Origin of the sequence: Rhodoblastus sp. 17X3, assembly GCF_030056575.1 — a bacterium.
GTDB lineage: Bacteria > Pseudomonadota > Alphaproteobacteria > Rhizobiales > Beijerinckiaceae > Rhodoblastus.
Genome location: NZ_JASHHX010000006.1, coordinates 21340 through 44144, shown reverse-complemented (window position 1 = coordinate 44144; position 22805 = coordinate 21340). Strand labels below are relative to the sequence as shown.

The 22805-nt window shown below is 66.7% G+C and carries 18 protein-coding genes; 10 read left to right on the top strand and 8 right to left on the bottom strand.

Annotated elements, in window-relative coordinates:
- Nucleotide 1 precedes the first annotated feature (1 nt).
- The 7 genes from nusA (at nucleotide 2) to pnp (ending at nucleotide 9491) form a co-directional block, all read left to right on the top strand.
- Complete coding sequence (nusA, locus tag QM467_RS07795) at nucleotides 2-1612, top strand: transcription termination factor NusA (RefSeq protein ID WP_283365743.1); 1611 nt, start codon at nucleotides 2-4, stop codon at nucleotides 1610-1612.
- A 21-nt stretch (nucleotides 1613-1633) separates the two neighbouring features.
- Nucleotides 1634-2404 carry an RNA-binding protein gene (locus QM467_RS07790; protein WP_283365742.1) on the top strand — a complete coding sequence of 257 codons (771 nt, stop codon included), beginning with the start codon at nucleotides 1634-1636 and terminating at the stop codon, nucleotides 2402-2404.
- 5 nt (nucleotides 2405-2409) lie between these two features.
- Nucleotides 2410-5136, top strand: a complete 2727-nt coding sequence (gene infB / locus QM467_RS07785; RefSeq protein ID WP_283365880.1) for a translation initiation factor IF-2 — start codon at nucleotides 2410-2412, stop codon at nucleotides 5134-5136.
- Between the two features lie 155 nt (nucleotides 5137-5291).
- A complete protein-coding gene (gene rbfA, locus QM467_RS07780; RefSeq protein WP_283365741.1) occupies nucleotides 5292-5747 on the top strand; it encodes a 30S ribosome-binding factor RbfA in 456 nt (151 codons plus the stop codon).
- Entirely contained in the window at nucleotides 5744-6649 is a 906-nt protein-coding gene (gene truB / locus QM467_RS07775) for a tRNA pseudouridine(55) synthase TruB (protein WP_283365740.1), read from the top strand. The genes rbfA and truB overlap by 4 nt, the downstream gene beginning before the upstream one ends.
- Before the next feature lie 193 nt (nucleotides 6650-6842).
- Nucleotides 6843-7112, top strand: coding sequence for a 30S ribosomal protein S15 (gene rpsO / locus QM467_RS07770; RefSeq protein WP_283365739.1), 270 nt, complete (start codon nucleotides 6843-6845; stop codon nucleotides 7110-7112).
- A gap of 222 nt (nucleotides 7113-7334) precedes the next feature.
- Nucleotides 7335-9491: a polyribonucleotide nucleotidyltransferase gene (gene pnp, locus QM467_RS07765; protein ID WP_283365738.1), complete on the top strand. Its 2157-nt coding sequence runs from the start codon at nucleotides 7335-7337 to the stop codon at nucleotides 9489-9491.
- A gap of 82 nt (nucleotides 9492-9573) precedes the next feature.
- On the opposite strand, the gene QM467_RS07760 is transcribed toward pnp, so the two are convergent.
- The 4 genes from QM467_RS07760 to fabA all read right to left on the bottom strand — a co-directional run bounded on the left by QM467_RS07760 (nucleotide 9574) and on the right by fabA (nucleotide 14116).
- Nucleotides 9574-11427, bottom strand: coding sequence for a hypothetical protein (locus QM467_RS07760; RefSeq protein ID WP_283365737.1), 1854 nt, complete (start codon nucleotides 11425-11427; stop codon nucleotides 9574-9576).
- 62 nt (nucleotides 11428-11489) lie between these two features.
- Entirely contained in the window at nucleotides 11490-12308 is an 819-nt protein-coding gene (gene fabI, locus QM467_RS07755) for an enoyl-ACP reductase FabI (RefSeq protein ID WP_283365736.1), read from the bottom strand.
- 14 nt (nucleotides 12309-12322) lie between these two features.
- Nucleotides 12323-13543 carry a beta-ketoacyl-ACP synthase I gene (gene fabB / locus QM467_RS07750; RefSeq protein WP_283365735.1) on the bottom strand — a complete coding sequence of 407 codons (1221 nt, stop codon included), beginning with the start codon at nucleotides 13541-13543 and terminating at the stop codon, nucleotides 12323-12325.
- A 57-nt stretch (nucleotides 13544-13600) separates the two neighbouring features.
- Complete coding sequence (gene fabA, locus QM467_RS07745) at nucleotides 13601-14116, bottom strand: 3-hydroxyacyl-[acyl-carrier-protein] dehydratase FabA (RefSeq protein ID WP_283365734.1); 516 nt, start codon at nucleotides 14114-14116, stop codon at nucleotides 13601-13603.
- A 301-nt stretch (nucleotides 14117-14417) separates the two neighbouring features.
- Here fabA and irrA point away from each other — a divergent pair, with 301 nt between their 5' ends.
- Nucleotides 14418-14942 (top strand): iron response transcriptional regulator IrrA, encoded by a 525-nt coding sequence (gene irrA, locus QM467_RS07740; protein WP_446737749.1) that lies wholly within the window; start codon nucleotides 14418-14420, stop codon nucleotides 14940-14942.
- Between the two features lie 56 nt (nucleotides 14943-14998).
- Here the strand turns inward: irrA and QM467_RS07735 are convergent, their stop codons facing one another.
- Entirely contained in the window at nucleotides 14999-15790 is a 792-nt protein-coding gene (locus QM467_RS07735) for a DUF2076 domain-containing protein (protein WP_283365732.1), read from the bottom strand.
- Nucleotides 15791-16043: 253 nt separating this feature from the next.
- Between QM467_RS07735 and QM467_RS07730 the strand changes: the two genes are divergently transcribed.
- Nucleotides 16044-17600, top strand: a complete 1557-nt coding sequence (locus QM467_RS07730) for a L,D-transpeptidase family protein (RefSeq protein ID WP_283365731.1) — start codon at nucleotides 16044-16046, stop codon at nucleotides 17598-17600.
- A 6-nt stretch (nucleotides 17601-17606) separates the two neighbouring features.
- Here QM467_RS07730 and QM467_RS07725 read toward each other — a convergent pair whose 3' ends face one another.
- The gene (locus QM467_RS07725; RefSeq protein WP_283365730.1) at nucleotides 17607-20336 is read right to left on the bottom strand and encodes a bifunctional acetate--CoA ligase family protein/GNAT family N-acetyltransferase; all 2730 of its coding nucleotides are present in this window, start codon (nucleotides 20334-20336) and stop codon (nucleotides 17607-17609) included.
- Nucleotides 20337-20588: 252 nt separating this feature from the next.
- Here QM467_RS07725 and QM467_RS07720 point away from each other — a divergent pair, with 252 nt between their 5' ends.
- On the top strand, nucleotides 20589-21005 hold the full coding sequence (locus QM467_RS07720) for a DUF2147 domain-containing protein (protein ID WP_283365729.1): 417 nt from the start codon (nucleotides 20589-20591) through the stop codon (nucleotides 21003-21005).
- Between the two features lie 45 nt (nucleotides 21006-21050).
- On the opposite strand, the gene QM467_RS07715 is transcribed toward QM467_RS07720, so the two are convergent.
- Both QM467_RS07715 and QM467_RS07710 read right to left on the bottom strand, forming a co-directional pair.
- Nucleotides 21051-21467, bottom strand: coding sequence for an Ivy family c-type lysozyme inhibitor (locus tag QM467_RS07715; RefSeq protein WP_283365728.1), 417 nt, complete (start codon nucleotides 21465-21467; stop codon nucleotides 21051-21053).
- Nucleotides 21468-21550: 83 nt separating this feature from the next.
- Nucleotides 21551-22756: an O-succinylhomoserine sulfhydrylase gene (locus QM467_RS07710; RefSeq protein ID WP_283365727.1), complete on the bottom strand. Its 1206-nt coding sequence runs from the start codon at nucleotides 22754-22756 to the stop codon at nucleotides 21551-21553.
- Nucleotides 22757-22805 lie beyond the last annotated feature (49 nt).

Here is a 22805-nt window from a genome sequence, read left to right as displayed (position 1 = left end):
CATGGCCGTCAGCGCCAACCGGCTTGAACTTTTGCAGATCGCCGACGCCGTCGCGCGCGACAAGTCGATCGACCGTTCGATCGTGCTCGCGTCCATGGAAGACGCGATGCAGAAGGCGGCGCGCTCCCGCTATGGCCAGGAAACCGAGGTCCGCGCGGAGATCAATCCGCGCACCGGCGAAGTGCGCTATTCGCGCCTGATGCTGGTCGTCGACCAGATCGAGAACGAGGCCACCCAGATCCTGCTCGCCGACGCCCGCAAGCGCAATCCGGCCGCGCAGGTCGGCGACTGGATCGCCGAAACCCTGCCGCCGATCGAATTCGGCCGCATCGCCGCGCAGTCGGCCAAGCAGGTCATCGTGCAGAAGGTGCGCGAGGCCGAGCGCGACCGCCAGTATGAGGAATTCAAGGACCGCATCGGCGACATCATCAATGGCGTGGTCAAGCGCGTCGAATATGGCAATGTCATCGTCGATCTCGGCCGCTCCGAGGCGATCATCCGCCGCGACGAAATGATCCCGCGCGAATTGTTCCGCCCCGGCGACCGCGTGCGCGCCTATGTCTATGACGTGCGCCGCGAGCAGCGCGGGCCGCAGATCTTCCTGTCGCGCACCCATCCGCAGTTCATGGCCAAGCTGTTCCAGCAGGAAGTGCCGGAAATCTACGACGGCGTGATCGAGGTGCGCTCGGTCGCCCGCGATCCCGGCTCGCGCGCCAAGATCGCCGTGACCTCGCGCGATTCCTCGATCGATCCGGTCGGCGCCTGCGTCGGCATGCGCGGCTCGCGCGTCCAGGCGGTCGTCAATGAATTGCAGGGCGAGAAGATCGACATCATCCCCTGGTCGGCCGACGCCGCGACCTTCATCGTCAATGCGCTGCAGCCGGCGGAAGTCGTCAAGGTGGTGCTGGACGAGGACAGCTCGCGCATCGAGGTCGTCGTGCCGGACGACCAGCTGTCGCTGGCCATCGGCCGCCGCGGCCAGAACGTGCGCCTCGCCTCGCAGCTCACCGGCTGGGATATCGACATCCTGACCGAGGCCGAGGAATCGGAGCGCCGCCAGAAGGAATTCGTCGAGCGCACCCAGTCCTTCATGCAGGCGCTCGACGTCGACGAAGTCGTCGGCCAGCTGCTGGCCTCCGAGGGCTTCCGCAGCGTCGACGAACTCGCTTATGTCGATTCCTCGGAAGTCGCGGCGATCGAAGGCTTTGACGCCGACACCGCCGAGGAAATCCAGAACCGCGCCCGCGACTATCTCGCCCGCGTCGAGGCGGAGCAGGACGCCCGCCGCATCGAACTCGGCGTGTCCGACGAATTGCGCGAGATCGAAGGCGTCACCACCGCCATGCTGGTGAAGTTCGGCGAGAATGACGTCAAGACGATCGAGGATCTCGCCGGCTGCGCCACCGACGACCTGGTGGGCTGGACCGAGAAGCGCAATGGCGAAAACGTGCGAACCGAGGGCTTTCTCGACGGTCTCGACGTGAGCCGCGACGAGGCCGAGGCCATCGTCATGCGCGCCCGCGTCAAGATGGGCTGGGTCGACGAGGCCGATCTCGCCGCCCCGGCGGAAGAAGAGGCCGCTGAAACGGAACAGGACGGCGAGTCCGCGTGATGCGCGGCCGCGAGAAAGGGCATGCTGGTTTTGACGCTGGAGACGAAACAGGATCTGGTCGCGCCCGCCGCCGCTCCCCGCAAGGGAGAGGCGCCGGAAGAGCGCACCTGCATCGTCACGCGCCAGACCGGCGCGCCTGACGAACTGATCCGCTTCGTCCTCGGTCCCGATCAGGCTGTCGTCCCCGATCTCAAACGCAAATTGCCCGGACGGGGCGTCTGGGTCGGCCTGTCGAAGGCGCTCGTCGCCCAGGCCGTCAAGAAACAGCTCTTTTCGCGCGGCTTGCGCGAAAAGGCGTATGCTTCGCCCGATCTGCCGGAGCTGATCGAGACCCTGATGCGGCGCGACGCCGCGCAAGGCCTCGCGCTGGCCAACAAGGCGGGCCTCGTGACCACCGGCTTCGCCAAGGTCGAAGGGGCCATCGCCTCGGGCAAGATCGCCGCTCTGATTCACGCTGTCGACGGCGCTCCGGACGGCAAGCGCAAGCTGCGCCAGGCCCTGCGCCGCCGCTTCGGCGAGCACATGCCGCCGGACATCGATCTCCTTGCCACGGACGAGCTCGATTCCGCGCTCGGCCGCGGCAATGTGGTTCACGCCGCGTTGGGGCTTGGCTCCGCGGCGAAGGTTTTTCTCGCTTCTGCACGGCGACTTGCGTTATATCGCGGCGACGGCGAAGCGGCGGCCCCTGTCGGGGGCGAAGATTTGACAGCGGCCGAGGCTTTGGAGCAGGACTTCGAAGCCGACGGCGCGAACGGTCAAGACAGCAACGGGCGAGATTCCGGGGACGCATGAGCGATATGAACGATTCGAACAATTCCGGCGACAAAACCCTGACTGTGCCTCCGACCAAGACGTTGTCGTTGAAGCGCCCGGTCGAGCAGGGAGTCGTACGCCAGAGCTTCTCGCACGGCCGCACCAAGGCGGTCGTGGTGGAGAAGGTTAAGCGTCGCGCCCATGAAGCGCCCAAGGCCCCCGTCGCCCCGGCCGCATCCGCGCCGAAGCCGGCCGCCGCGGCGCCGACGCCCCCTGCCGCGCCCATCCAGCAGGGCGCGCCCGCCCAGGCGCGCCCGCCGGTCAAGCCGATCCCCCCGCGCCCGCAGACCGGGGTCGTCCTTCGCACGCTGACCGATGACGAACGCGACGCCCGCGCCCGCGCCCTGAACGACTCCCGCGTTCGCGAGGAAGAAGACCGCAAGCGCCAGGAGGCGGAAGCCCGCGCCCGCTCCGAGCGTGAAAACCGCGAACGCGCCGAGCGCGAAGCTGCGGAATCGCGCAAGAAGGAAGAAGAGACGCGCCTGCAGCGCGATCTGGAAGCCAAGCGCCGCGCTGAGGACGAGGCGCGCCGCCGTCTCACCCCGGGCGCCGCGCCCGCCGCTCCCGCCTCGACCGAGGGCGATCATGGCCTGTCCCTGACCCCGTCGGGCAATTCGCGCCGTCCGCAGCAGATCGTCTTCAGCGCGCCCCGTCCCGCCGCCCCGGCCCCGTCGGCCACGCCGACCCCGGCCGCCGCCGAAGGCAGGACGACGCCCGCTTCGACGGCTCCCGGCGGCGCCGCGCCGCTCGGCCTCCGCCGCACCCCGATCCAGCCCAAGCTCGCCGTGCCGGCCGTCAAGCCGGCGCGCGGGGCCGAGGCCAAGTCGCGCGGCCGCCTCACCGTCACCACCGCCCTCGCCAGCGACGGCGAGGAGCGCACGCGCTCCGTCGCCGCCTTCCGCCGCCGCACCCAGCGCCTCAAGGGCGTCGTGGAGCAGAAGGAGCGCCTGTCGCGCGAAGTCGTCCTGCCCGAGACCATCACGATCCAGGAACTCGCCAACCGCATGTCGGAACGCGGCGTGGACGTCATCAAGCTGCTGATGCGCCAGGGCCAGATGCACAAGATCACCGACGTGATCGACGCCGACACCGCCGAGCTGATCGCCTCCGAACTCGGCCATACCGTCAAGCGCGTGGCTGAATCCGACGTCGAGGAAGGCCTGTTCGACACGCCGGACGCCGAGGAGAATCTCGTTTCGCGTCCCCCGGTCGTCACGATCATGGGCCATGTCGACCACGGCAAGACCTCGCTGCTCGACGCCATCCGCCAGGCCAATGTGGTCTCGGGCGAAGCGGGCGGCATCACCCAGCACATCGGCGCCTATCAGGTACAGTCGCCGCTCGGCGGCAAGATCACATTCATCGACACCCCCGGCCACGCCGCCTTCACCGCCATGCGCGCCCGCGGCGCCAAGGTCACCGACATCGTCGTGCTGGTCGTGGCCGCCGACGACGGTGTGATGCCGCAGACGATCGAGGCCATCAGCCACGCCAAGGCGGCGGGCGTGCCGCTCATCGTCGCCATCAACAAGATCGACAAGCCCGACGCCAAGCCGGAGCGCGTGCGCGCTGAACTGCTGCAATATGAGGTGCAGGTCGAATCGCTGGGCGGCGACACGCTGGAAGTCGAGGTTTCCGCCAAGCAGAAGACCAATCTCGACAAGTTGCTCGAAGCCATTTCGCTACAGGCGGAAGTGCTCAACCTCATGGCCGATCCCGATCGTCCGGCCGAAGGCACGGTCATCGAGGCGCGCCTCGACCGTGGCCGCGGCCCGGTCGCGACCGTTCTGGTCCAGCGCGGCACGCTGGCGGTCGGCAATATCGTCGTCGCCGGCTCGCAATGGGGCCGCGTGCGCGCCCTGATCGACGACAAGGGCGTCAACTGCGTCCACGCCGGTCCGTCCTTCCCGACGGAAATCCTCGGCTTCAGCGGCGCGCCGGAAGCCGGCGACCGCGTCGCTGTGGTCGAGTCCGAAGCCCGCGCCCGCGAGATCACCGAATATCGCGAACGCCAGAAGCGCGATCAGGCCGCCGCCCGCGGCGGTTCGGCGCGCTCTTCGCTCGCCGACATGATGAGCCAGCTCAAGACCGCCGGCCGCAAGGAATTCCCGCTGGTCATCAAGGGCGACGTGCAGGGCTCGGTCGAAGCGATCTGCGCGGCGCTGGAAAAGCTCGGCACCGACGAAGTCGCGGCGCGCGTGGTCCACGCCGGCGTCGGCGGCATCACCGAATCCGATATCGCGCTCGGCGAAGCGTCCAAGGCGGCGGTCATCGGCTTCAATGTCCGCGCCCACAAGGAAGCGCGCGAGGCCTCGGAAAAGCTCGGCATCGAAATCCGCTATTACAACATCATCTACAATCTCGTGGACGATGTGAAAGCGGCGATGTCCGGCCTGCTCGCGCCGACCCTGCGCGAGACCATGCTCGGCAACGCCGAGATTCGCGAGGTCTTCACCATCACCAAGGTCGGCAAGGTCGCTGGTTGTCTCGTCACCGACGGCGTCGTCGAGCGCGGGCAGCACGTCCGCCTCATCCGCGACAATGTCGTGGTGCACGAGGGCAAGCTCTCGACCCTCAAGCGCTTCAAGGACGAGGTCAAGGAAGTCGCCTCCGGCCAGGAATGCGGCATGGCCTTCGAGAATTACCAGGACATGCGGCAGGGCGACGTCATCGAGTGCTACCGCGTCGAAGAGATCAAACGGAGTCTCTGATTTGTTGCCGAACCGCATGGCGGTTCGGCGCCCGTCGCGTCAGCTCGGCGTCGCGTTCGCTCCTAGCCCAGCCCTGCGCGCCGGGCGGAATCGCGTTGACCGGCCCGCGCGAATTTCCGCCGCGACAAGGGCGGCGGCGCTCTCACGAGGCAAAAATGTCCAGAATTCATCAAAAGGGCGGCGAGCCGAGCCAGCGCATGTTGCGCGTCGCCGAACTGATCCGCCACGCCGTGGCGCAATTGCTGTCGCGCGGCGAAATCAACGATCCCGAACTCGCCGGGCTGGTCGTCACCGTGCCCACGGTCAAGATGAGCCCCGATCTCAAGCTCGCCACCATCTATGTCATGCCGCTCGGCGGCAAGGCGCAGGACCAGATCGTGACGATCCTCGATCGCCACAAGAAATTCCTGCGCACCGAGGTCGCCCATCAGGTCAATCTGAAATATGCGCCGGAAATCCGCTTCAGGGTGGACGAGTCCTTCGCCAACGCCGCCAAGATTGACGCCTTGCTGCAAACGGCCAAGGTGGCGCAGGATCTCGCCGCCCCCGCGCAGGACGGCTCGGAAGACGATCAAGACGAGGACGCAAAAAAAGAGGACGACGCGCCGTGAACGCGCCGCGCTCCACCCGCGTCGAAGTCAATGGCTGGGTCGTGCTCGACAAGCCCGTCGGGCTGACCTCGACCCAGGCCGTCTCCCGGCTGAAGCGCCTGTTCAACGCCAAGAAGGCCGGCCACGCCGGCACTCTGGACCCGCTCGCCTCAGGCGTGCTGCCCATCGCCTTCGGCGAGGCGACCAAGACCGTGCCCTTCGTGCAGGACGGCGAAAAGGCCTATCGCTTCACCGTGCAATGGGGCGTGGAGACCGACACCGACGACACCGAAGGCCATGCGGTCCAGACCAGCGACGCGCGCCCCGACCCCGCCGCCATCGCCGCCCTGCTGCCAAGCTTCACCGGCGAAATCATGCAGCGCCCGCCGGCCTTTTCGGCGATCAAGATCAATGGCGAGCGCGCCTATGACCTCGCCCGCGACGGCGAGACGGTCGATCTCGCGCCCCGCCCCATCACCATCCACGCCCTGCGGCTCGTCGCCGCCGACCGCGACCAGGCGGTGCTGGAGGCCGAATGCGGCAAGGGCACCTATGTCCGCGCCATCGCTCGCGATCTCGGCCGCGCGCTGGGCTGCTACGGCCATGTGACCGCGCTGCGCCGCACCCGCGTCGGCCCCTTCAGCGAGGAAGCCTCCGCGCCGCTGGCCGAATTGCTGGAGGCGCCGGAACTGGCCCATGAAGACCTGCTCGGCGTCGAGGCCGGCCTGACGGAATTGCCCTGCCTCGTGCTCGACCGCACCGCGGCGGCCCGCGCCCGGCGCGGCCAATCCGTCATTCTGCGCGGCCGCGACGCCCCGGCGGAAGGCGCGGCCTATGCCGTCTGCGGCGGCGTCGTCATCGCTTCCGGCCTGGTCGAGGGCGGCGAGTTCGTGCCGAACCGCGTGTTCAACCTGCCGTTTTGAGCGAACCCGCCGCCATTCCAAGCCGCCTGCGCCAAGGTTCCACGCCTTCGGGCTGGCCCCGCCATAATTTTCGTGTATAAGGCGCACTTCGCCGCCGGCTCGCGCTTGCGGCGGCGCTCGCGTTTGACCTCCCTGGACGACATCCCGGAGCGGCCCGGCGCGCAGCGGATCTTCAACAACGAAAGGACATTCGATGTCGATCACTGCCGAGCGCAAAGCCGCGCTCATCACGGAATACGCCACCAAGCCGGGCGATACCGGTTCGCCGGAAGTGCAGGTCGCCATTCTGACCGAGCGCATCACGAACCTGACCGAGCATTTCAAGTCGCATGTGAAGGACAACCATTCGCGTCGCGGCCTGCTCAAGCTGGTCTCGCTGCGTCGTCAGCTCCTCGACTACGTCAAGAAGGGCGACGAAGCCCGCTACAAGACGCTCATCGGGCGTCTCGGCATCCGCCGCTAAACTTTTCCGCGCGGCCGGTTCGTCCGGCCGCGTTTTTTCCGAGTTACGTTTCCATGTCGCGCGGAAAGAGCCGCGCGAAAAAAGGGGCCGGCGGCAGGGGCCGCCCGTCCAACCGGACGAAGCGTTCGGGCCCGGGGCAGGATTGTCAGACGCCGCAAAAGGCGACGTCTCGCCGTCTTGCTCATGGTGTGGCGCTTCTCCCATCCACGAAAGACGAAAAAAATGTTCGAGATTCATCGCGAGGAAATCGACTGGTGCGGGCGCAAGCTGACGCTGGAGACCGGCCGCATCGCGCGCCAGGCCGATGGCGCGGTCTTCGCCTCCTATGGCGAAACCACCCTGCTGGCCACCGTCGTTTCGGCCAAGGCGCCCAAGCCCGGCCAGGACTTCTTCCCCCTCACCGTGAACTATCAGGAAAAGGCCTTCGCGGCCGGCCGCATTCCCGGCGGCTATTTCAAGCGCGAGGGCCGTCCCTCCGAACGTGAAACGCTGATTTCGCGCCTGATCGACCGTCCGATCCGCCCGCTCTTCCCGGACGGCTATCGCAACGACACCCAGGTCGTCGTCACCGTGCTGAGCCATGACCTCGAGAACGACCCGGACATTCTGGCGCTCGTCGCCACTTCCGCCGCCCTGACCCTGTCCGGCGTGCCCTTCATGGGCCCGATCGGCGCCGCCCGCGTCGGCTATATCAATGGCGAGATCAAGGTGAACCCGACGATCGACGAGGCCAAGACCTCCGATCTCGACCTCGTGGTCGCCGGCACCGCCGACGCCGTGCTGATGGTGGAATCGGAAGCCAAGGAGCTTTCCGAAGAAACCATGCTGGCCGCCGTCATGGCCGGCCACGCCGCCTTCCAGCCGGTGATCGACGCCATTATCCGCCTCGCCGAACGCGCCGCCAAGGAGCCGCGCGACCTCGTCCTCGTCGACAAGAGCGAAATTGAAAAGGCCGTCGCCGAGATCGCCGAAGCCGAACTGCGCGAAGCCTACAAGATCACCGCCAAGCAGCAGCGCTACGCCGCCGTCGACGCCGTGAAGGCCAAGGTCACCGCCGCCCTGTTCCCGGCGGACGGCGAGGCGAAATTCGACAAGCAGAAGGTCGCGGAAGTGTTCCACGACCTGCAGGCCAAGGTCGTGCGCTGGAACATTCTGGACACCCATATCCGCATCGACGGCCGCGATCTGAGCACCGTGCGCCCGATCGTCGCCCAGGTTGGCGTCCTGCCCCGCACCCATGGCTCGGCCATCTTCACCCGCGGCGAAACGCAGGCCCTGGTGGTGGCGACGCTGGGCACCGGAGAAGACGAGCAGTACATCGACTCGCTGGAAGGGACCTATAAGGAAAACTTCCTGCTGCACTACAACTTCCCGCCCTATTCCGTCGGCGAGACCGGCCGCATGGGTTCGCCCGGCCGTCGCGAAATCGGCCATGGCAAGCTCGCCTGGCGCGCGGTCCATCCGATGCTGCCGACGGCGGCCGAGTTCCCCTACACGATCCGCGTCGTGTCGGAGATCACGGAATCCAACGGCTCGTCCTCGATGGCGACTGTCTGCGGCGCCTCTCTGGCGCTGATGGACGCGGGCGTTCCGCTGAAGCGTCCGACCGCCGGCATCGCCATGGGCCTGATCCTGGAAGGCGAGCGCTTCGCGGTGCTCTCCGACATTCTGGGTGACGAGGATCATCTCGGCGACATGGACTTCAAGGTCGCCGGCACCGAGCACGGCGTCACCTCGCTGCAGATGGACATCAAGATCGCCGGCATCACCGAGGAGATCATGAAGGTCGCTCTCGGCCAGGCCAAGGGCGGTCGTCTGCACATCCTGCACGAAATGGCCAAGGCGCTCACCAGCGCCCGCGCCGAGCTGGGCGAATTCGCGCCGCGCATCGAGACGATGAAGATCCCGACCGACAAGATCCGCGAAGTGATCGGCTCGGGCGGCAAGGTCATCCGCGAGATCGTGGAAAAGACCGGCGCCAAGATCAATATCGACGACGACGGCACGGTGAAGATCGCCTCCGCCGACGGCAATTCGATCAAGGCGGCGATCGCCTGGATCAAGTCCATCGCTTCCGATCCGGAAGTCGGCCAGATTTACGAAGGCACGGTCGTCAAGACCACCGATTTCGGCGCCTTCGTGAATTTCTTCGGCGCCAAGGACGGCCTCGTCCACATCTCGCAGCTGTCCAGCCAGCGCGTCGCCAAGACCACCGACGTTGTCAAGGAGGGCGACAAGGTGAAGGTCAAGCTGCTCGGCTTCGACGATCGCGGCAAGGTCCGTCTCTCGATGCGCGTCGTCGACCAGACCACCGGCGAGGATCTCGAAGCCAAGGCCAAGGCCGAAGCCAAGGCGGAAGCGGCCGAAGAGCAGGCCTGAGCCTCCAACATTCCAAGGAAAAGGCGGCCGTCGCGAGACGGCCGCCTTTTTCGTTTCCGCGCGGCGGGAAGCCGACGCACGGTCAATCGCTTGGCGGCGACACGGCGAAGACGTGGAACGGCGTTCCCGCGAGGGGAAGAGGCCGCAGCCAGCGCGGGGCCTTCCCCGCGGCGATTTGCGCGGCGAGGCTGTCCGAGCCCATGGCCCGGTAATAGGCGAGGTCCGCAGGCGTCTCCCAGCACAGCAGCACGTAATTGGCGCCCGCCTTGCGCGCCAGGCTTTCCGCCAGCGCCGGGGGCTGCCGCAAGATGTCGAGTGCGGCGCGATTGCCGTGATTATTGCGGTGATAGGGCGCCGCCAGCACGCTTAGATTCGTATGCGCCAGCAAATAGGAGCCCGCCGAAACCGGGGCGACGGCGAGACCCGGCGCGAGATCGGCGAGAGACGTATAACTGGCCGAATCGAGGCAGGCGTTGGGACGCCGCCAGAACATATCCGGCGAATTTTCCACGCCTTCGGCTGGCGGCAACTCCGGGAGCGCCAACGCGACGCCGAAGGAGGAAGTCACGAGGAGAACGGCGAAGCCCGTGGCCGCTGAGAGGAGGCCGCCGCGCGCCGACAGGCCTTGCCGCACCAGAACGGCTGGGGCCAGCAGGCCCAGCGCCGCCAGCGGCATGGTCGAGGCAAACACCCGCAAGCTGAGGCAGGCCGTGGCGAAGCCCATGCCGATGATGGCGGCGAGGAACAGCCAGCGCCCGCGCGCGACCCCGTGCGACGTGCAAGCCCCGACAAGGGCGCCAAACAGGCCGATCAGGACGGGGACCGCCATCAGCAAGGCGGCGTTGGGCAGGACGGCGAAATCGGCGCGAAGGGTCAGGTTTTCGCCAACATGATCGAGCCATAGGCTCCGCACCACCGGATCGACCGCCGCATAGGGCGACTGGAGGCATTCCGGCCACAACAGGACGACGGGCGCCAATGCTGCGGCGCCCAGAAACGCCAGGGCGGCGAAACGCGCCGGGGCCGGCCAGCGCCCACACAGCGCGAGCAGTCCATAGGCCGCCGCGCCCCCGAGCGCGCCGGCAAGATAGGGCGCTGACAGCGCATCGCAGGCGGGAACGAGCCAGTGGCGCGGCCCCACCGTCAGCAGGAAAACGCCCGCCAGCGTGAGCGCCAGTCCCGCGGCGAAAAAGACGAGCAGCTTGCGCGCCTCAACGCCCCGCCATGCGAACAGAAGGCCGGGAACCGCCGCGATCAACGCGAAAAAGGGCAGGTTTTCCAGTCCGATGCCGAGTGAGGCCGCGATGCAGGCGCCGGCGAACGCGGCCCAGCGTCCTTGCGCCGGATCGAAGGCGCGGGCGAGCGCCGCGACAGCGAAGAACAGCAGCGTGATCTGCGGCGCGTGATGATCGATGCGGCCGGGCGGGAACTGCCAGAAGAACACGCCGCAGAACAGGATGGCGAAAACGCCATAGACCCGCGCGGAGGCCCCCGCGAAAATCCGCGCCGCCCAGGCGCCGCCCGAAAGCAGAAGCGCGAAAAACAGCGTGGGAAAGGCGATCCGCGCCGCGCGCTCGGCCTGTTCCGGCGCGAGGAAGAGGCCAAAGAATTTCAGCAGCGGGATGAGCAGGAGATCGACGAGCCGCGACCAGTGCATGAAGACCCCGCCCGGCGCGTCGAGCCGCCATTGCGTCATGTCGTACCAGCCCTGGCCGGCGAGGAGGTCGCGGACCTGAACCATGCGCATGGCGTCGTCGGTATCGAAGAAGCCGCCGCCGCGCCAGACTGTCAGCAAGCGGGTCTGTTGCAGGACGAGCGATAAAGCGAGCGCGCAGGCCACGGCCAGCCAGGGCCCGACATTCCCGCGCGCCGGGAGATCCCGCGTCGGATTTCTGGCGGCCGCGTCCAGGGAAACAATGCTCTGCGCCTGATGCAAATGAAGAACTCCCGCGTCACAGCCGCGACGCAGGAATATGGCGGCAAAGGCTTAAGAAGCCGCTATTCCAGATCGGCCTTGAGGCTGCCCGGCTGGGGCATGGAGATGGCGTTATAGCCGGCGTCGACGAAATGGATCTCGCCCGTCACGCCCGCCGAAAGGCCCGACAGAAGGTAGAGCGCCGATCCGCCAACGTCCTCGATGGTCACCGTGCGCCGCAGCGGCGCATGGGCTTTCTGGAAATTGAACATGAAGCGCGCATCGGCGATGCCGGCGCCCGCGAGCGTGCGGATCGGCCCGGCGGAAATGGCGTTGACGCGGATGTTCTGCGCGCCGAGATCGGCGGCGAGATAGCGCACGCTGGACTCCAGCGCCGCCTTGGCCACGCCCATCACATTGTAATTGGGCATGACGCGGGTCGAGCCGCCATAGGTCAGCGTCAGCAGGGAGCCGCCGTTCGGCATCAGCTTCATGGCGCGCTGCGCGATTTCGGTGAAGGAAAAGGCCGAGATCACCATGGTGCGCGAGAAATTCTCGCGCGTGGTGGCGTCGACATAGCGGCCCTTCAATTCGTTCTTGTCGGAGAAGCCGATGGCGTGGACGACGAAGTCCAGCGTCCCCCAGCACTTTTCGAGCTCCGCGAACAGCGCGTCCACGCTGGCGAGGTCCTCGACGTCGCAGGGCAAGGTGAGCGCGGAGCCAAGGCTCTCGGCGAGCGGCTTCACGCGCTTGCCCAGCGCCTCCCCCTGAAAAGTGAAGGCGAGTTCGGCGCCTTCGGCGGCGACGGCCTGGGCGATGCCCCAGGCGATGGAATGGTTGTTGGCCACGCCCATGATGAGGCCGCGTTTGCCCGTCATCAAGCCCTTGGCGGAAACTGTCATGCGCACACTCTCGGTCAAGCGTCGATATTTTTGAAGATCAGCGTCGCATTGGTGCCGCCAAATCCGAAGGAATTGGACAGCACCGCCCCGAGCTGCTGGTTATCCCGACGCTGACGCAGGATATTCATATCGGCGAAGGCCGGATCGAGATTGGCGATATTGGCGCTTTCACAGATAAAATTGTTTTGCTGCATCAGCAGCGAATAGATCGCCTCCTGCACGCCCGCGGCGCCAAGCGAATGGCCCGTCAGCGATTTGGTGGCCGAAATCGGCGGGCATTTGTCGGCGCCGAAGACATTGCGGATCGCCTCGATCTCCTTGAGATCGCCAACCGGCGTCGAGGTCGCGTGCGGATTGATGTAGTCGATCGGAATCTTGCAGGTTTCCAGCGCCATGCGCATGCAGCGCTCGGCGCCCTCGCCCGAGGGCGCGACCATGTCGTGGCCGTCCGAAGTCAGGCCATAGCCTGCAAGTTCGGCGTAGATTTTCGCGCCGCGCGCCTTGGCGTGCTCATATTCCTCCAGCACCAGGACGCCGGCGCCGCCGGCGATGACGAAACCGTCGCGGCTGGCGTCATAGGCGCGCGAGGCCGTCGCGGGCGTGTCGTTATAGGAGGAGGACATCGCGCCCATGGCGTCGAACAGAACGGAAAGCGTCCAGTCCAGATCCTCGCAGCCGCCGGCGAACATCACGTCCTGCTTGCCATACTGGATCATCTCGGCCGCGTTGCCGATGCAATGCGCGGAGGTCGAGCAGGCCGAGGAGATCGAATAATTGACGCCCTTGATCTTGAACCAGGTGGCGAGAGTCGCCGAAGCGGTCGAGGACATCGCCTTGGGCACGGCGAAGGGGCCGACGCGCTTGGGCCCCTTGGTCCGGGTGATGTCGGCGGATTCGACAATGACGCGAGTCGAGGGGCCGCCGGAGCCCATGATGATGCCGGTGCGCGGATTGACGACATCGGCCGTCTCCAGGCCGGAATCGGCGATGGCCTGATCCATGGCGACATGGTTCCAGGCCGTCCCCGTGGCGTGAAAGCGCATGGCGCGGCGATCGACGAGCTTTTCGGGATCAAGCGTCGGCGCGCCGTGAACCTGGCAGCGGAAACCCAGCTCCGCATATTTTTCAGCCCGCACAATGCCGGACCGCGCCTCGCGCAGCGAAGCCGTGACTTCCTCGACGTTGTTGCCGATCGAAGAGACAATGCCGATGCCGGTGACGACGACGCGCCTCATGCTTTCACTCCTTCTGGGCGGGCGGCTCTTTCAAAGGGGCCGCTTTGGGCGCGGGCCTCAGCCCGCGACAGGCTGGAACAGGCCGACGCGCATGTCCTTGACTTCATAGATGCGGACGCCGTCGGCCTCAAGCCAGCCGTCGGCGATGCCCAGGACCAGCTTGCCCTTGAACACGCGCTTCACATCGACGCCATAAACGACCTTCTTGACGCTCGGCAACACCTGATTGGCGAATTTCACCTCGCCGACGCCCAGCGCGCGGCCACGGCCGGGCAGGCCGAGCCAGCCGAGGAAAAAGCCGGTGAGTTGCCACAGGGCGTCGAGGCCGAGACAGCCGGGCATGACGGGATCGCCCTGGAAATGGCAGCCGAAGAACCAGAGGTCCGGCCTGATGTCGAATTCGGCGCGGACCAGGCCTTTCCCATGGGCGCCGCCCTCCTCGCCGATCTCCACGATGCGGTCGAACATCAGCATCGGCGGCAAGGGCAATTGCGCATTGCCCGGGCCGAAAAGTTCGCCACGACCGCAAGCCAGAAGATCTTCATAAGCGAAACTGGAGCGTTTCTCGCCCATATGGGACATTTCCCCTGTAGTGACGCCGCGCGGCGCTTGGGCGCGGCGGCGCAAGATGATGAACCGCGCCTTCTAACACAGCAATCGAGGGGCTGAAAGCCGCGCCAAAAGAAGTAGAAGCCTTGAACGATTCTCAGAATGATTCTCGGAATGATTCTCGGAATGATTCTCGGGCGCAAGCGCTCCGCCGCGGCGCGCCGATATTGCCGCCCTCGATGCAAAAGTCTATATCTGGCGATGGCGCGCAGCGATTTGAACCAAGAAAAACCTGCCGTTTCGCCGAAGGTGAAAGGTCGTCGTGATGGAGAAAAGAGAGAGCGCGTCTCGCTCGCGTCGGGCCGCCGACGGCGCGACGAAAGGCCGCAACGCGATTTTCGCCACCACCAAGGCCGGCGCCGAACTCAACGGCTGCCCGCTGCATGATCTGCGGCGCAAGCTGAGCGATGCGGGCCTGCGCCCGACCCGGCAGCGCCTGCGCCTCGGCTGGCTGCTGTTTGGCGGCGGCGACCGGCATGTGACGGCGGAACGGCTCTATGAAGAAGCGCTGAAGGCGCGCACGCCAATCTCGCTCGCCACGGTCTACAACACCTTGAACCAGTTCACTTCGGCGGGGCTGCTGAAGGAAGTGACGGTTGACGGCGCCAAGACCTATTTCGACACCAATCTCGCCGCCCACCAGCATTTCCTGACCGAGGACGAAACGCATCTGCTGGTCGATCTGCCGCAGGAGCTGATCGACTTCAGCCGGCTGCCGGAGCCGCCGGAGGGCATGGAGATCGCCCGCGTCGACGTGGTGATCCGCCTGCGCCGCAAAACGGACTCCTGAAACGGCGAACCCGCCCGACCTTGCGGCGGGCGGGTTCAGGCGTTGCATTGGCAGGCTCAGACGTCCGAGCTGTAATCGTCGTCGCCGCCGAAGAAATCGTCGTCACCCGAATAATCGGCGTCGGAGAGATTCTGATCCTTGTCATGCGACGAGTCGAACAGGGACTGATCCTGATCCTTTTTCGGCGTGTCGAAGAAATTGTTTACGACCGTCTCGCCGCCGCCAAACCCGGCTCCACCGCCAAGGCCAGTTCCGCCAAGCCCCGAGCCGAGACCGGCGCCGAGGCCGCCGCCGCCATGCCCGCCGCCAAACAGGCCGCGAAGCGAATCAGCCAGCAGCACGCCGCCCGCGACGCCCGCGGCCGCGCCCATCGCGTTCTTCAGGAAGCCGCCGCCCTGAGGCTGCTGGGGCGGGGCGCCCCACGGAGAGGGGCCCGGCTGCTGCGGAGGCGGCGCATAAGACGGCTGCTGGGCCTGCGGCTGCTGCGGCGGGGCGCCCCATGGATTTGGCGCCTGCTGCGGCTGGGCCGGGCGCGGGGCGCCGCCGCCGAACAGGCCGCCGAGGAAGCCGCCCGAACTCTGCGGCGCGGACTGGGCCTGCGACTGCAACTGGCCGACTTCCGCCTCAAGCTGGTTCGCATGAGCCTCCAGTTCGCGGATCTTTTGGTCGGCCGCGCGCAGGGTCTGCTCCTGCACCAGCACCGCCTGAGCCAGCAGATAGGGCGCATAGGGCTGGGCGCGCACGCTGTCGGCGATCAAGGCTTCGGCGTCGCGGTCGCGCGGAGCGTTCGCCTGGCTGCGGACGCGTTCGAACAGTTCGGAGAGCAACTGGCGTTCTTCGGGCGACATGGCGCATTTCCTCTATGGCGAACGGCGCATCGTGCGACGGCCGGACGCCCGGAATATGGGCGGCCCGCGCGACGATGAAAAGGCGGCGCAAGATGAAATTTCCGTCATGTTGCGGCCAGACGGAACGCTCGCGCGCCATAGCCGTAAAAAGGCCACAGAAACAGAGAATTTGCGCCAGAACCGGCAAAAACCTTGGCAAGCGCCGCCGCATGGTCCTTAAAGGGCAAGCGACAGGCGAGGGAAATTTCGCATCATGAGGCGCAAGACAAGAATTTTGGCCCTGCTTTCGGCGACCGCGCTCTGCGCCGCGCCGCTGGCCTCCTTTGCCCAAAGCGCGCTTTCTCCGACGCCGCTCGCCAACCAGCCGGTCCAGGCTGCGCCAACGACGCCCGCGACGCCCGCACCGGCTGCGCCAGCCGCAGCCGCCCCGGCGGCGGCGACTCCCGCTCCCGCCGCGCCTGCTCCCGCCGCCGCTGCGCCCGAGGCCCCGGCTACGCCAGCCGCGCCGGCCGCTGGAGCAGCGCCCGCCCAAACTCCCGCAGCGCCCGCGGCCGCCCAGGTTGCGCCCGCCCAGGCCGCTCCCGCGCCGGTCAAGCCGAAGCCAAAGCCGCCGGCGCCGCCGCCGCGCGAAATGGCGCTATCCGACGACCCGACTCCCGTGCTCCAGCCGGAGACGTTCTTCACCACCGCCAAGGCTTCGGAACGCTACGCCGCGATTGTCGACGCCGGCGGCTGGCCGGTCGTGCCGGGCGCGCTCTCGCCCGGCGCCAAGGGCCCGGCGGTCGCGACGCTGCGCCGCCGTCTGGCGGTCGAGGGCGACATCGTCGGCGCCGAGGCCAATGGAGCGGCGTGGACGCCCGCCCTCACCGCCGCGGTCAAGCGCTTTCAGTTCCGCAACGGCCTGAAGCAGACCGGAATCGTCTCCGGCGCGACCCTGCGCGCCATGAACGTGCCCGCCAATGTCCGCTTCAAGCAGCTGGCCTCCAGCGCGCAGCGGCTCGCCGGGCTGAACTTCCCCTTCGGCGACAAATATGTCGCGGTCAATATTCCCTCGACCGCCGTGGACGCGGTGGAGAACAACCATGTCGCGCGGCGCTACGCCGCCATTGTCGGCGGGCCGGAGCATCATTCGCCCGAGATCGCGGCCAAAATCGTCGCGATCAACCTCAATCCGACCTGGACGGTCCCGGTCTCGATCATCAAGAACGAGATCATCCCGAAAATGCGCAAGCAGCCGAACTATCTGGCGCGCGCGCGCATCCGCATCCTCGACGGCAAAGGGCAGGAGATCAATCCGGGCTCGATCAACTGGAACTCGGACAAGGCGACGAATTACACGTTGCGCCAGGACTCCGGCGCGGGCAATTCGCTGGGCCTGATCCGCATCGCCATGCCCAACCCGGACGCCGTCTATATGCACGACACGCCGTCGCGCAATCTGTTCGCCAATGACTACCGCTTCCTGTCGCATGGCTGCGTGCGCGTGCAGGGCGTCTATGACCTCGCCGCCTGGCTGCTGCAGGGGGTTCCGGTGAATGGCGCCCCGGCGGCGCCGGTCTCGTCCGATCCGCTGCTCGCCAGCGCCGCCGCGACGATCGGGACGGCGCCGGGAGGCTCTCCTGGCGCCGCTTCGGGCGGCGGCTGGACCGGCCAGATGATCCAGCAGCGCATTGCCTCCGGCGCGCGCGAGGACATCAAGCTGCCCAAGCCGGTGCCGGTGGTCTGGGTCTACATGACCGGCTGGGCCTCCGCCGACGGCACGGTCCACTTCCGCGACGACGTTTATAACGTCGACACCGTGGGGGGCTGACGCCTTTTACCTCGCCTCTGGACTGACCCGCGTCTCGGCCTCGGTCGGCGGCTGGGTCAGGTCGAGCACGACCTTCTTGACGCCATGTTCGCCCGGATCGTCCTGGATGGTGAAGCCGAGCGCCTGATTCATCGACAGCATGGGCTGGTTCTCGCTGAGGACCTGGCCCTCGACCGATTTGATGCCCTCGGCGCGGGCGAATTCGATCATATATTTCATGAGCTTCCAGCCGAGGCCCTGCCCTTTCAGGTCCGAGCGCAGCAGGACCGCATATTCGCCATGCTCGTGGTCGGCGTCGAGCATCAGGCGCACCACGCCCAGCATCAGCCCCGTGTTCTCGTCCACCGCAACGCAGACGAAGGAGCGCGCATAGTCGATCTGGATGAGGCGCGCGATGAAGGCGTGCGAAAACTCCTTCACGGGCGCGAAGAAGCGCAGGCGAATGTCCTCCGGCGAGACATGGGTGAAGAAGACCTTGTACATCTCCTCGTCTTCCGGCCGCACCGGACGCAATTGCACTGGCGTGCCGTTTTTCAGCGTGGTGCGCCGCTCCTGCGCCTTGGGATAGGGCGAGACCGCGAAACGCGGATTGCAGCCCGAGAGCACGCGGCCCTCCGAGGGCGCGACCAGGGCGCGGGCGTCAACCACGACGACGCCGTCGGAATCGGCCAGAACCGGATTCAGCTCCAGTTCGCGCACTTCGGGAATGTCGGCGGAGAGCTGGGAAAGCTTGACCAGCAGCAGCGCGACGGCGTCGATGTCGGCTGCGGGAACGTCGCGGTAGTCGCGCAGGGCGCGCACCACGCGCGTCTGTTCGATCAGGCCGCGCGCCAGCGACAGGTCGAGCGGCGGCAGGGCCAGAGCCTTGTCGTTGATGACCTCCACCGCCTTGCCGCCGCGCCCGAAAACGATGATGGGGCCGAACGTCGGGTCGTCGGTGACGCCCATCACCAGTTCGCGCGCATTGGGACGCCGCACCATCGGGTGAATGGTGACGCCGTCCACTCGCGCATGCGGCGCCTCGATGGCGACGCGCTCCAGCATTTTCCGCGTGGCCTCGACCACCTGCTCGACCGTGCGGAGGTTGAGAACCACGCCGCCGAGGTCCGATTTGTGGATGATGTCGCGCGACATGATCTTGACGACGCAGCCGCCATAGCGGCCAAGCACCAGGCGCGCCACTTCCGCCGCCTCTTCCGGCGAGCGCGCGAGCCGCGCCGGAGCGATCGGAATGTCATAGGCCTCCAGCAGGGCGCTGATCTCGACGGGCGCCAGCCAGCTGTTGCCGCGTGCAATCGCCTGCTGCACCACGGCGCGCGCCTTGGACGTGTCCGGCGCGAAATCCACCGGCATCGAGGGCGGCGCCGCCATCAGCGCCTCGCGGGCCTGGCGCCAGTTGACCATATGCATGAAGCCGGCGACGGCGCCCCGCTCGTAATGCGGAATGCGCGCTTCCTCGAACACATGGTTGATCGTCTCGTCCGCGCCGTACCAGACGGCAAAGACGGGCTTGGCGTTGATCGAGGCGCGGCGGTGTTTCTTGACCGCCTCCACCGCCGCCCGGGCCGTCGCCTCGCTATCGGATAGAACATTGGGCGAATGCATCGCCAGAACCGCGTCATTTGCCTTGTCCTGCAGCACGAGCGACAGGGCTTGGCCGTAATCGTCGGAGCCGCAGTCGCCGGCCAGCTCCACCGGCGCCGAGCCGGCCCAGCTTTCCGGCAGGATCGCCTTGAGCGCTTCGCGGGTCGCCGGGGAAATATCGGCGAGCTTGCCGCCGAGATCGAGCAACTGGTCGATGGCCAGATAGCCGACCCCGCGCCCGTTCGTGACGATGGCCAGCCGGTCGCCGTTGAAGGGCTTGACGCGGCCGAGCGCCTCGGCGGCGTCGAACAGGGCGTCGATGTCCGGCACGCGGAGAAGGCCCGCGCGGCGGAAGGCGGCGTCATAGACGTCATCGGTGGTGGCGAGATTGCCGGCATGGGTGCCGGCGCGCCGCGAGGCCTCGTGGCGGCCCGAGCGCACGACGATGACCGGCTTGACTCGGGAGGCCGCGCGCGCGGCGGACATGAAGCCCTTGGAGTCCTCCAGCGTTTCCACATAGAGCAGGATCGCGCGCGTCATCGGATCGAGCGCGTAGAAATCGAGCATGTCGTCGATCGAGACGTCGGCCATGTGGCCGAGCGAGGCCATGCCGGAAAAGCCGACCTGTCGCGTATGGCCCCAGGCCACGATGGCGCCCATCACCGCCGCCGATTGCGAAATCACCGCAAGGTCGCCCGGCAGCACGGGCTGGGCCGAGAGGCTCGCGTTCAGCTTGACGCGCGGCGCGATCAGGCCGTGGCAATTGGGGCCGAAAATGCGGATGTCGCGCCGGCGCGCGATGGCGCGCAACTGCTCGAACAGGGAATCGGCGCCGGGCGTGGGGTCGTCGGTCATGACGATGACGGCGGGGACCGAAATATCCGCCGCTTCGTTGACGATGTCGGCGACCATGTCCTTCGGCGCGACGATGATCACGAGGTCGGGGCGCTCGGGAATGTCGCGCAGCGCCTTGAATGATTTGCGGCCCGCGATCTCTTCATAGCGCGGGTTGACGACATGGAGCAGGCCGGGAAAGCCGGCGGAGACGATATTGTCGAGCACCGCGCGCCCGGTCGAGCCGGGACGATCGCTCGCGCCGAACAGCGCCAGGGATCGCGGATTGAGGGCGCGGTCCAGATGACGGGTGCTCATACCTGATCTCCAACTTCGCAGGCGCGAACATAAACGCTTTCGAGCGACAATTCACCCGCAAAGCCCCGTCCGCGCCCGGTTCCAGCCGATTGTCCTTGCGCGGAAAGCCCGCGACGGGTTTAAGTTACATGTGAACGAACCGGCGGGACATGATTCGCCCATTTGCCTCGCGCAAGCTTTGCGATGGATCATTCTTCAATCAGCCAACGTCACGCCGCCAGCCGGGAAACGGCGGCTTCGCGGGGAGGAATCATGCTTAAACTGGATTGTCGCTCGCTTTTTCGCGCCGCCTTTCCCGCAGCCGCTCTTGCCGCCGCTCTTGTCATCGCCCTTGGCCTTTCGGCTGGCGCCGCGCGCGCGCAGGAGGCCGACGGAGTCTGGATGCGCGAAGACGGCGCCTCGAAGGTGCAATTCTCGCCCTGCGGGGCGGCCCTGTGCGGGACGATCGTTTGGCTGAAAAACCCCAATTCCAAGGCCCATGTCGGCCAGAAGGTGTTTTTCGACATGGCGCGCGCCGACCAGAACAGCTGGACCGGCCAGGCTTTCAACCCGGAAGACGGCAAGACCTATAGCGGCAAGATGGTCGTCAATGGCAAGAAGCTGCGCACCAGCGGCTGCGTGTTCGGCGGGCTGATCTGCAAGTCCATGACCTGGGCCCGCGCGAACTGAGTTACGCGAACGCGCCTTTTTGGCGCGTAACGCACGCAAATCCGGTCAATTGCCGATCTTCTTGCGCAGCAGCGCCCGCGCCTCGGCGTCGGGAGCGCCAAACCAGCGATCGCCTACACCCAGCGACTGGGAGGCCAGCAGGCCCGCGGCTTCGGAGCCGTCGACGGCGATCAGGAAGGCCACGAAGTTGCCGCCGCAATCGTGCGGCATGCAGACGGAGCCATAACAAAACGGCCTTCGGCGCATGGTGACGCGCTCCATCGGGGTGGAAACGCCGTTCAGCTGACCGATCCAGGCCTTGTTGCGATATTCGAGGGGCGTGACCCCGCGCCAGGCGGCGAAAGCCGCGGGCGTCGTTTTGGCGAGATCGTGCGGATAATCCTGCGCCCGAGCGCTGCCGAAGGAAATCGCGGCGAGGAGCAGGGCAAGACAGGCGTTCCGCCAATAGCCAGCTGTGCGCATGAAAAACTCCCGATGCGACGCCGCCCAGATTACGCCGCTCCGGCCAGCCCCGCCATAGTTTTCGAGCGCATGCCTGCGAGGCGTCAGACGGCGGCGAGGCCGCGTTTCAGATCGTCGATCAGATCCTCGACATCCTCCAGCCCGACGGACAGGCGCAACATGCCCTGTCCGATGCCGGCGGCCTGGCGCGCTTCTTCGGTCAGGCGTTGATGGGTCGTGGTCGCCGGATGGGTGACGAGGCTCTTGGCGTCGCCGAGATTGTTGGAAATCTTGATGATCTCGAAGGCGTTGGCCATGCGGAACGCCTCGGCCTTGCCGCCCGCGACATCGAAGGCCACCATGGTCGAGCCGCCCTTCATCTGGCGTTTCGCCAGCTCATATTGCGGATGGTCCGGGCGGCCCGGGTAATAGACGCGGGCGATTTTCGTATCGCCGGCGAGGAAATCCGCCAGCTTGCCCGCGCTGTCCTGCTGCTGGGCGACGCGCAGCGGCAGGGTCTCCAGACCTTTCAGCAGCACCCAGGCGTTGAAGGGCGACAGCGACGGCCCGGTCTGGCGCAGATAATTATGGATATGGGTCTCGATGAAATCCTTCGAGCCCAGGATGACGCCGCCGAGGCAGCGGCCCTGGCCGTCGATATGCTTGGTCGCGGAATAGACCACGCAATCCGCGCCCAGCTCCAGCGGCTTCTGCATCAGGGGCGTGGCGAAGACATTGTCCACCACCAGCGTGGCGCCGACGGAATGGACGATTTCGGCGATGGCCGGAATGTCGAGCACGCCGAGCGCGGGATTGGTCGGGCTCTCCAGAAAGGCGGTCCTGGTATTGGGCCGCAACGCCGCCTTCCACGCGGCGAGGTCGTCGCCGTCGACCAGAGTGGTCTCGACCCCGAAACGGGGCAGCAGATCCGTCACGACATAAAGGCAGGAGCCGAACAGCTGGCGCGAGGCGACGACGTGATCGCCTGCCCGCACCTGACCCATCAGCGCATTGGTCACCGCCGCCATGCCGGTCGCGGTGGCGCGCGCGGCCTCGGCGCCTTCGAGCAAGGCCATGCGCTGCTCGAACATCGCCACGGTCGGATTGCCGAAACGGCTGTATTGGAAGCCCTCGTCCTCTCCGGTGAAGCGGCCTTCCGCGACTTCCGCGCTGTTGTAGACGAAGCCCTGCGTCAGGAACAAAGCCTCGGAGGTTTCGCCAAAACCTGAGCGCATCGTGCCGCCATGGACCATTTTCGTGCGCGGGCGCAGGGTCTTGGCGTCGATGGCGGGACGGTCATAGGCGGACATGGCGGAAACTCCTCACGGCGCAAGGCGCCCTGGCTCCTCGGGAGCGTAG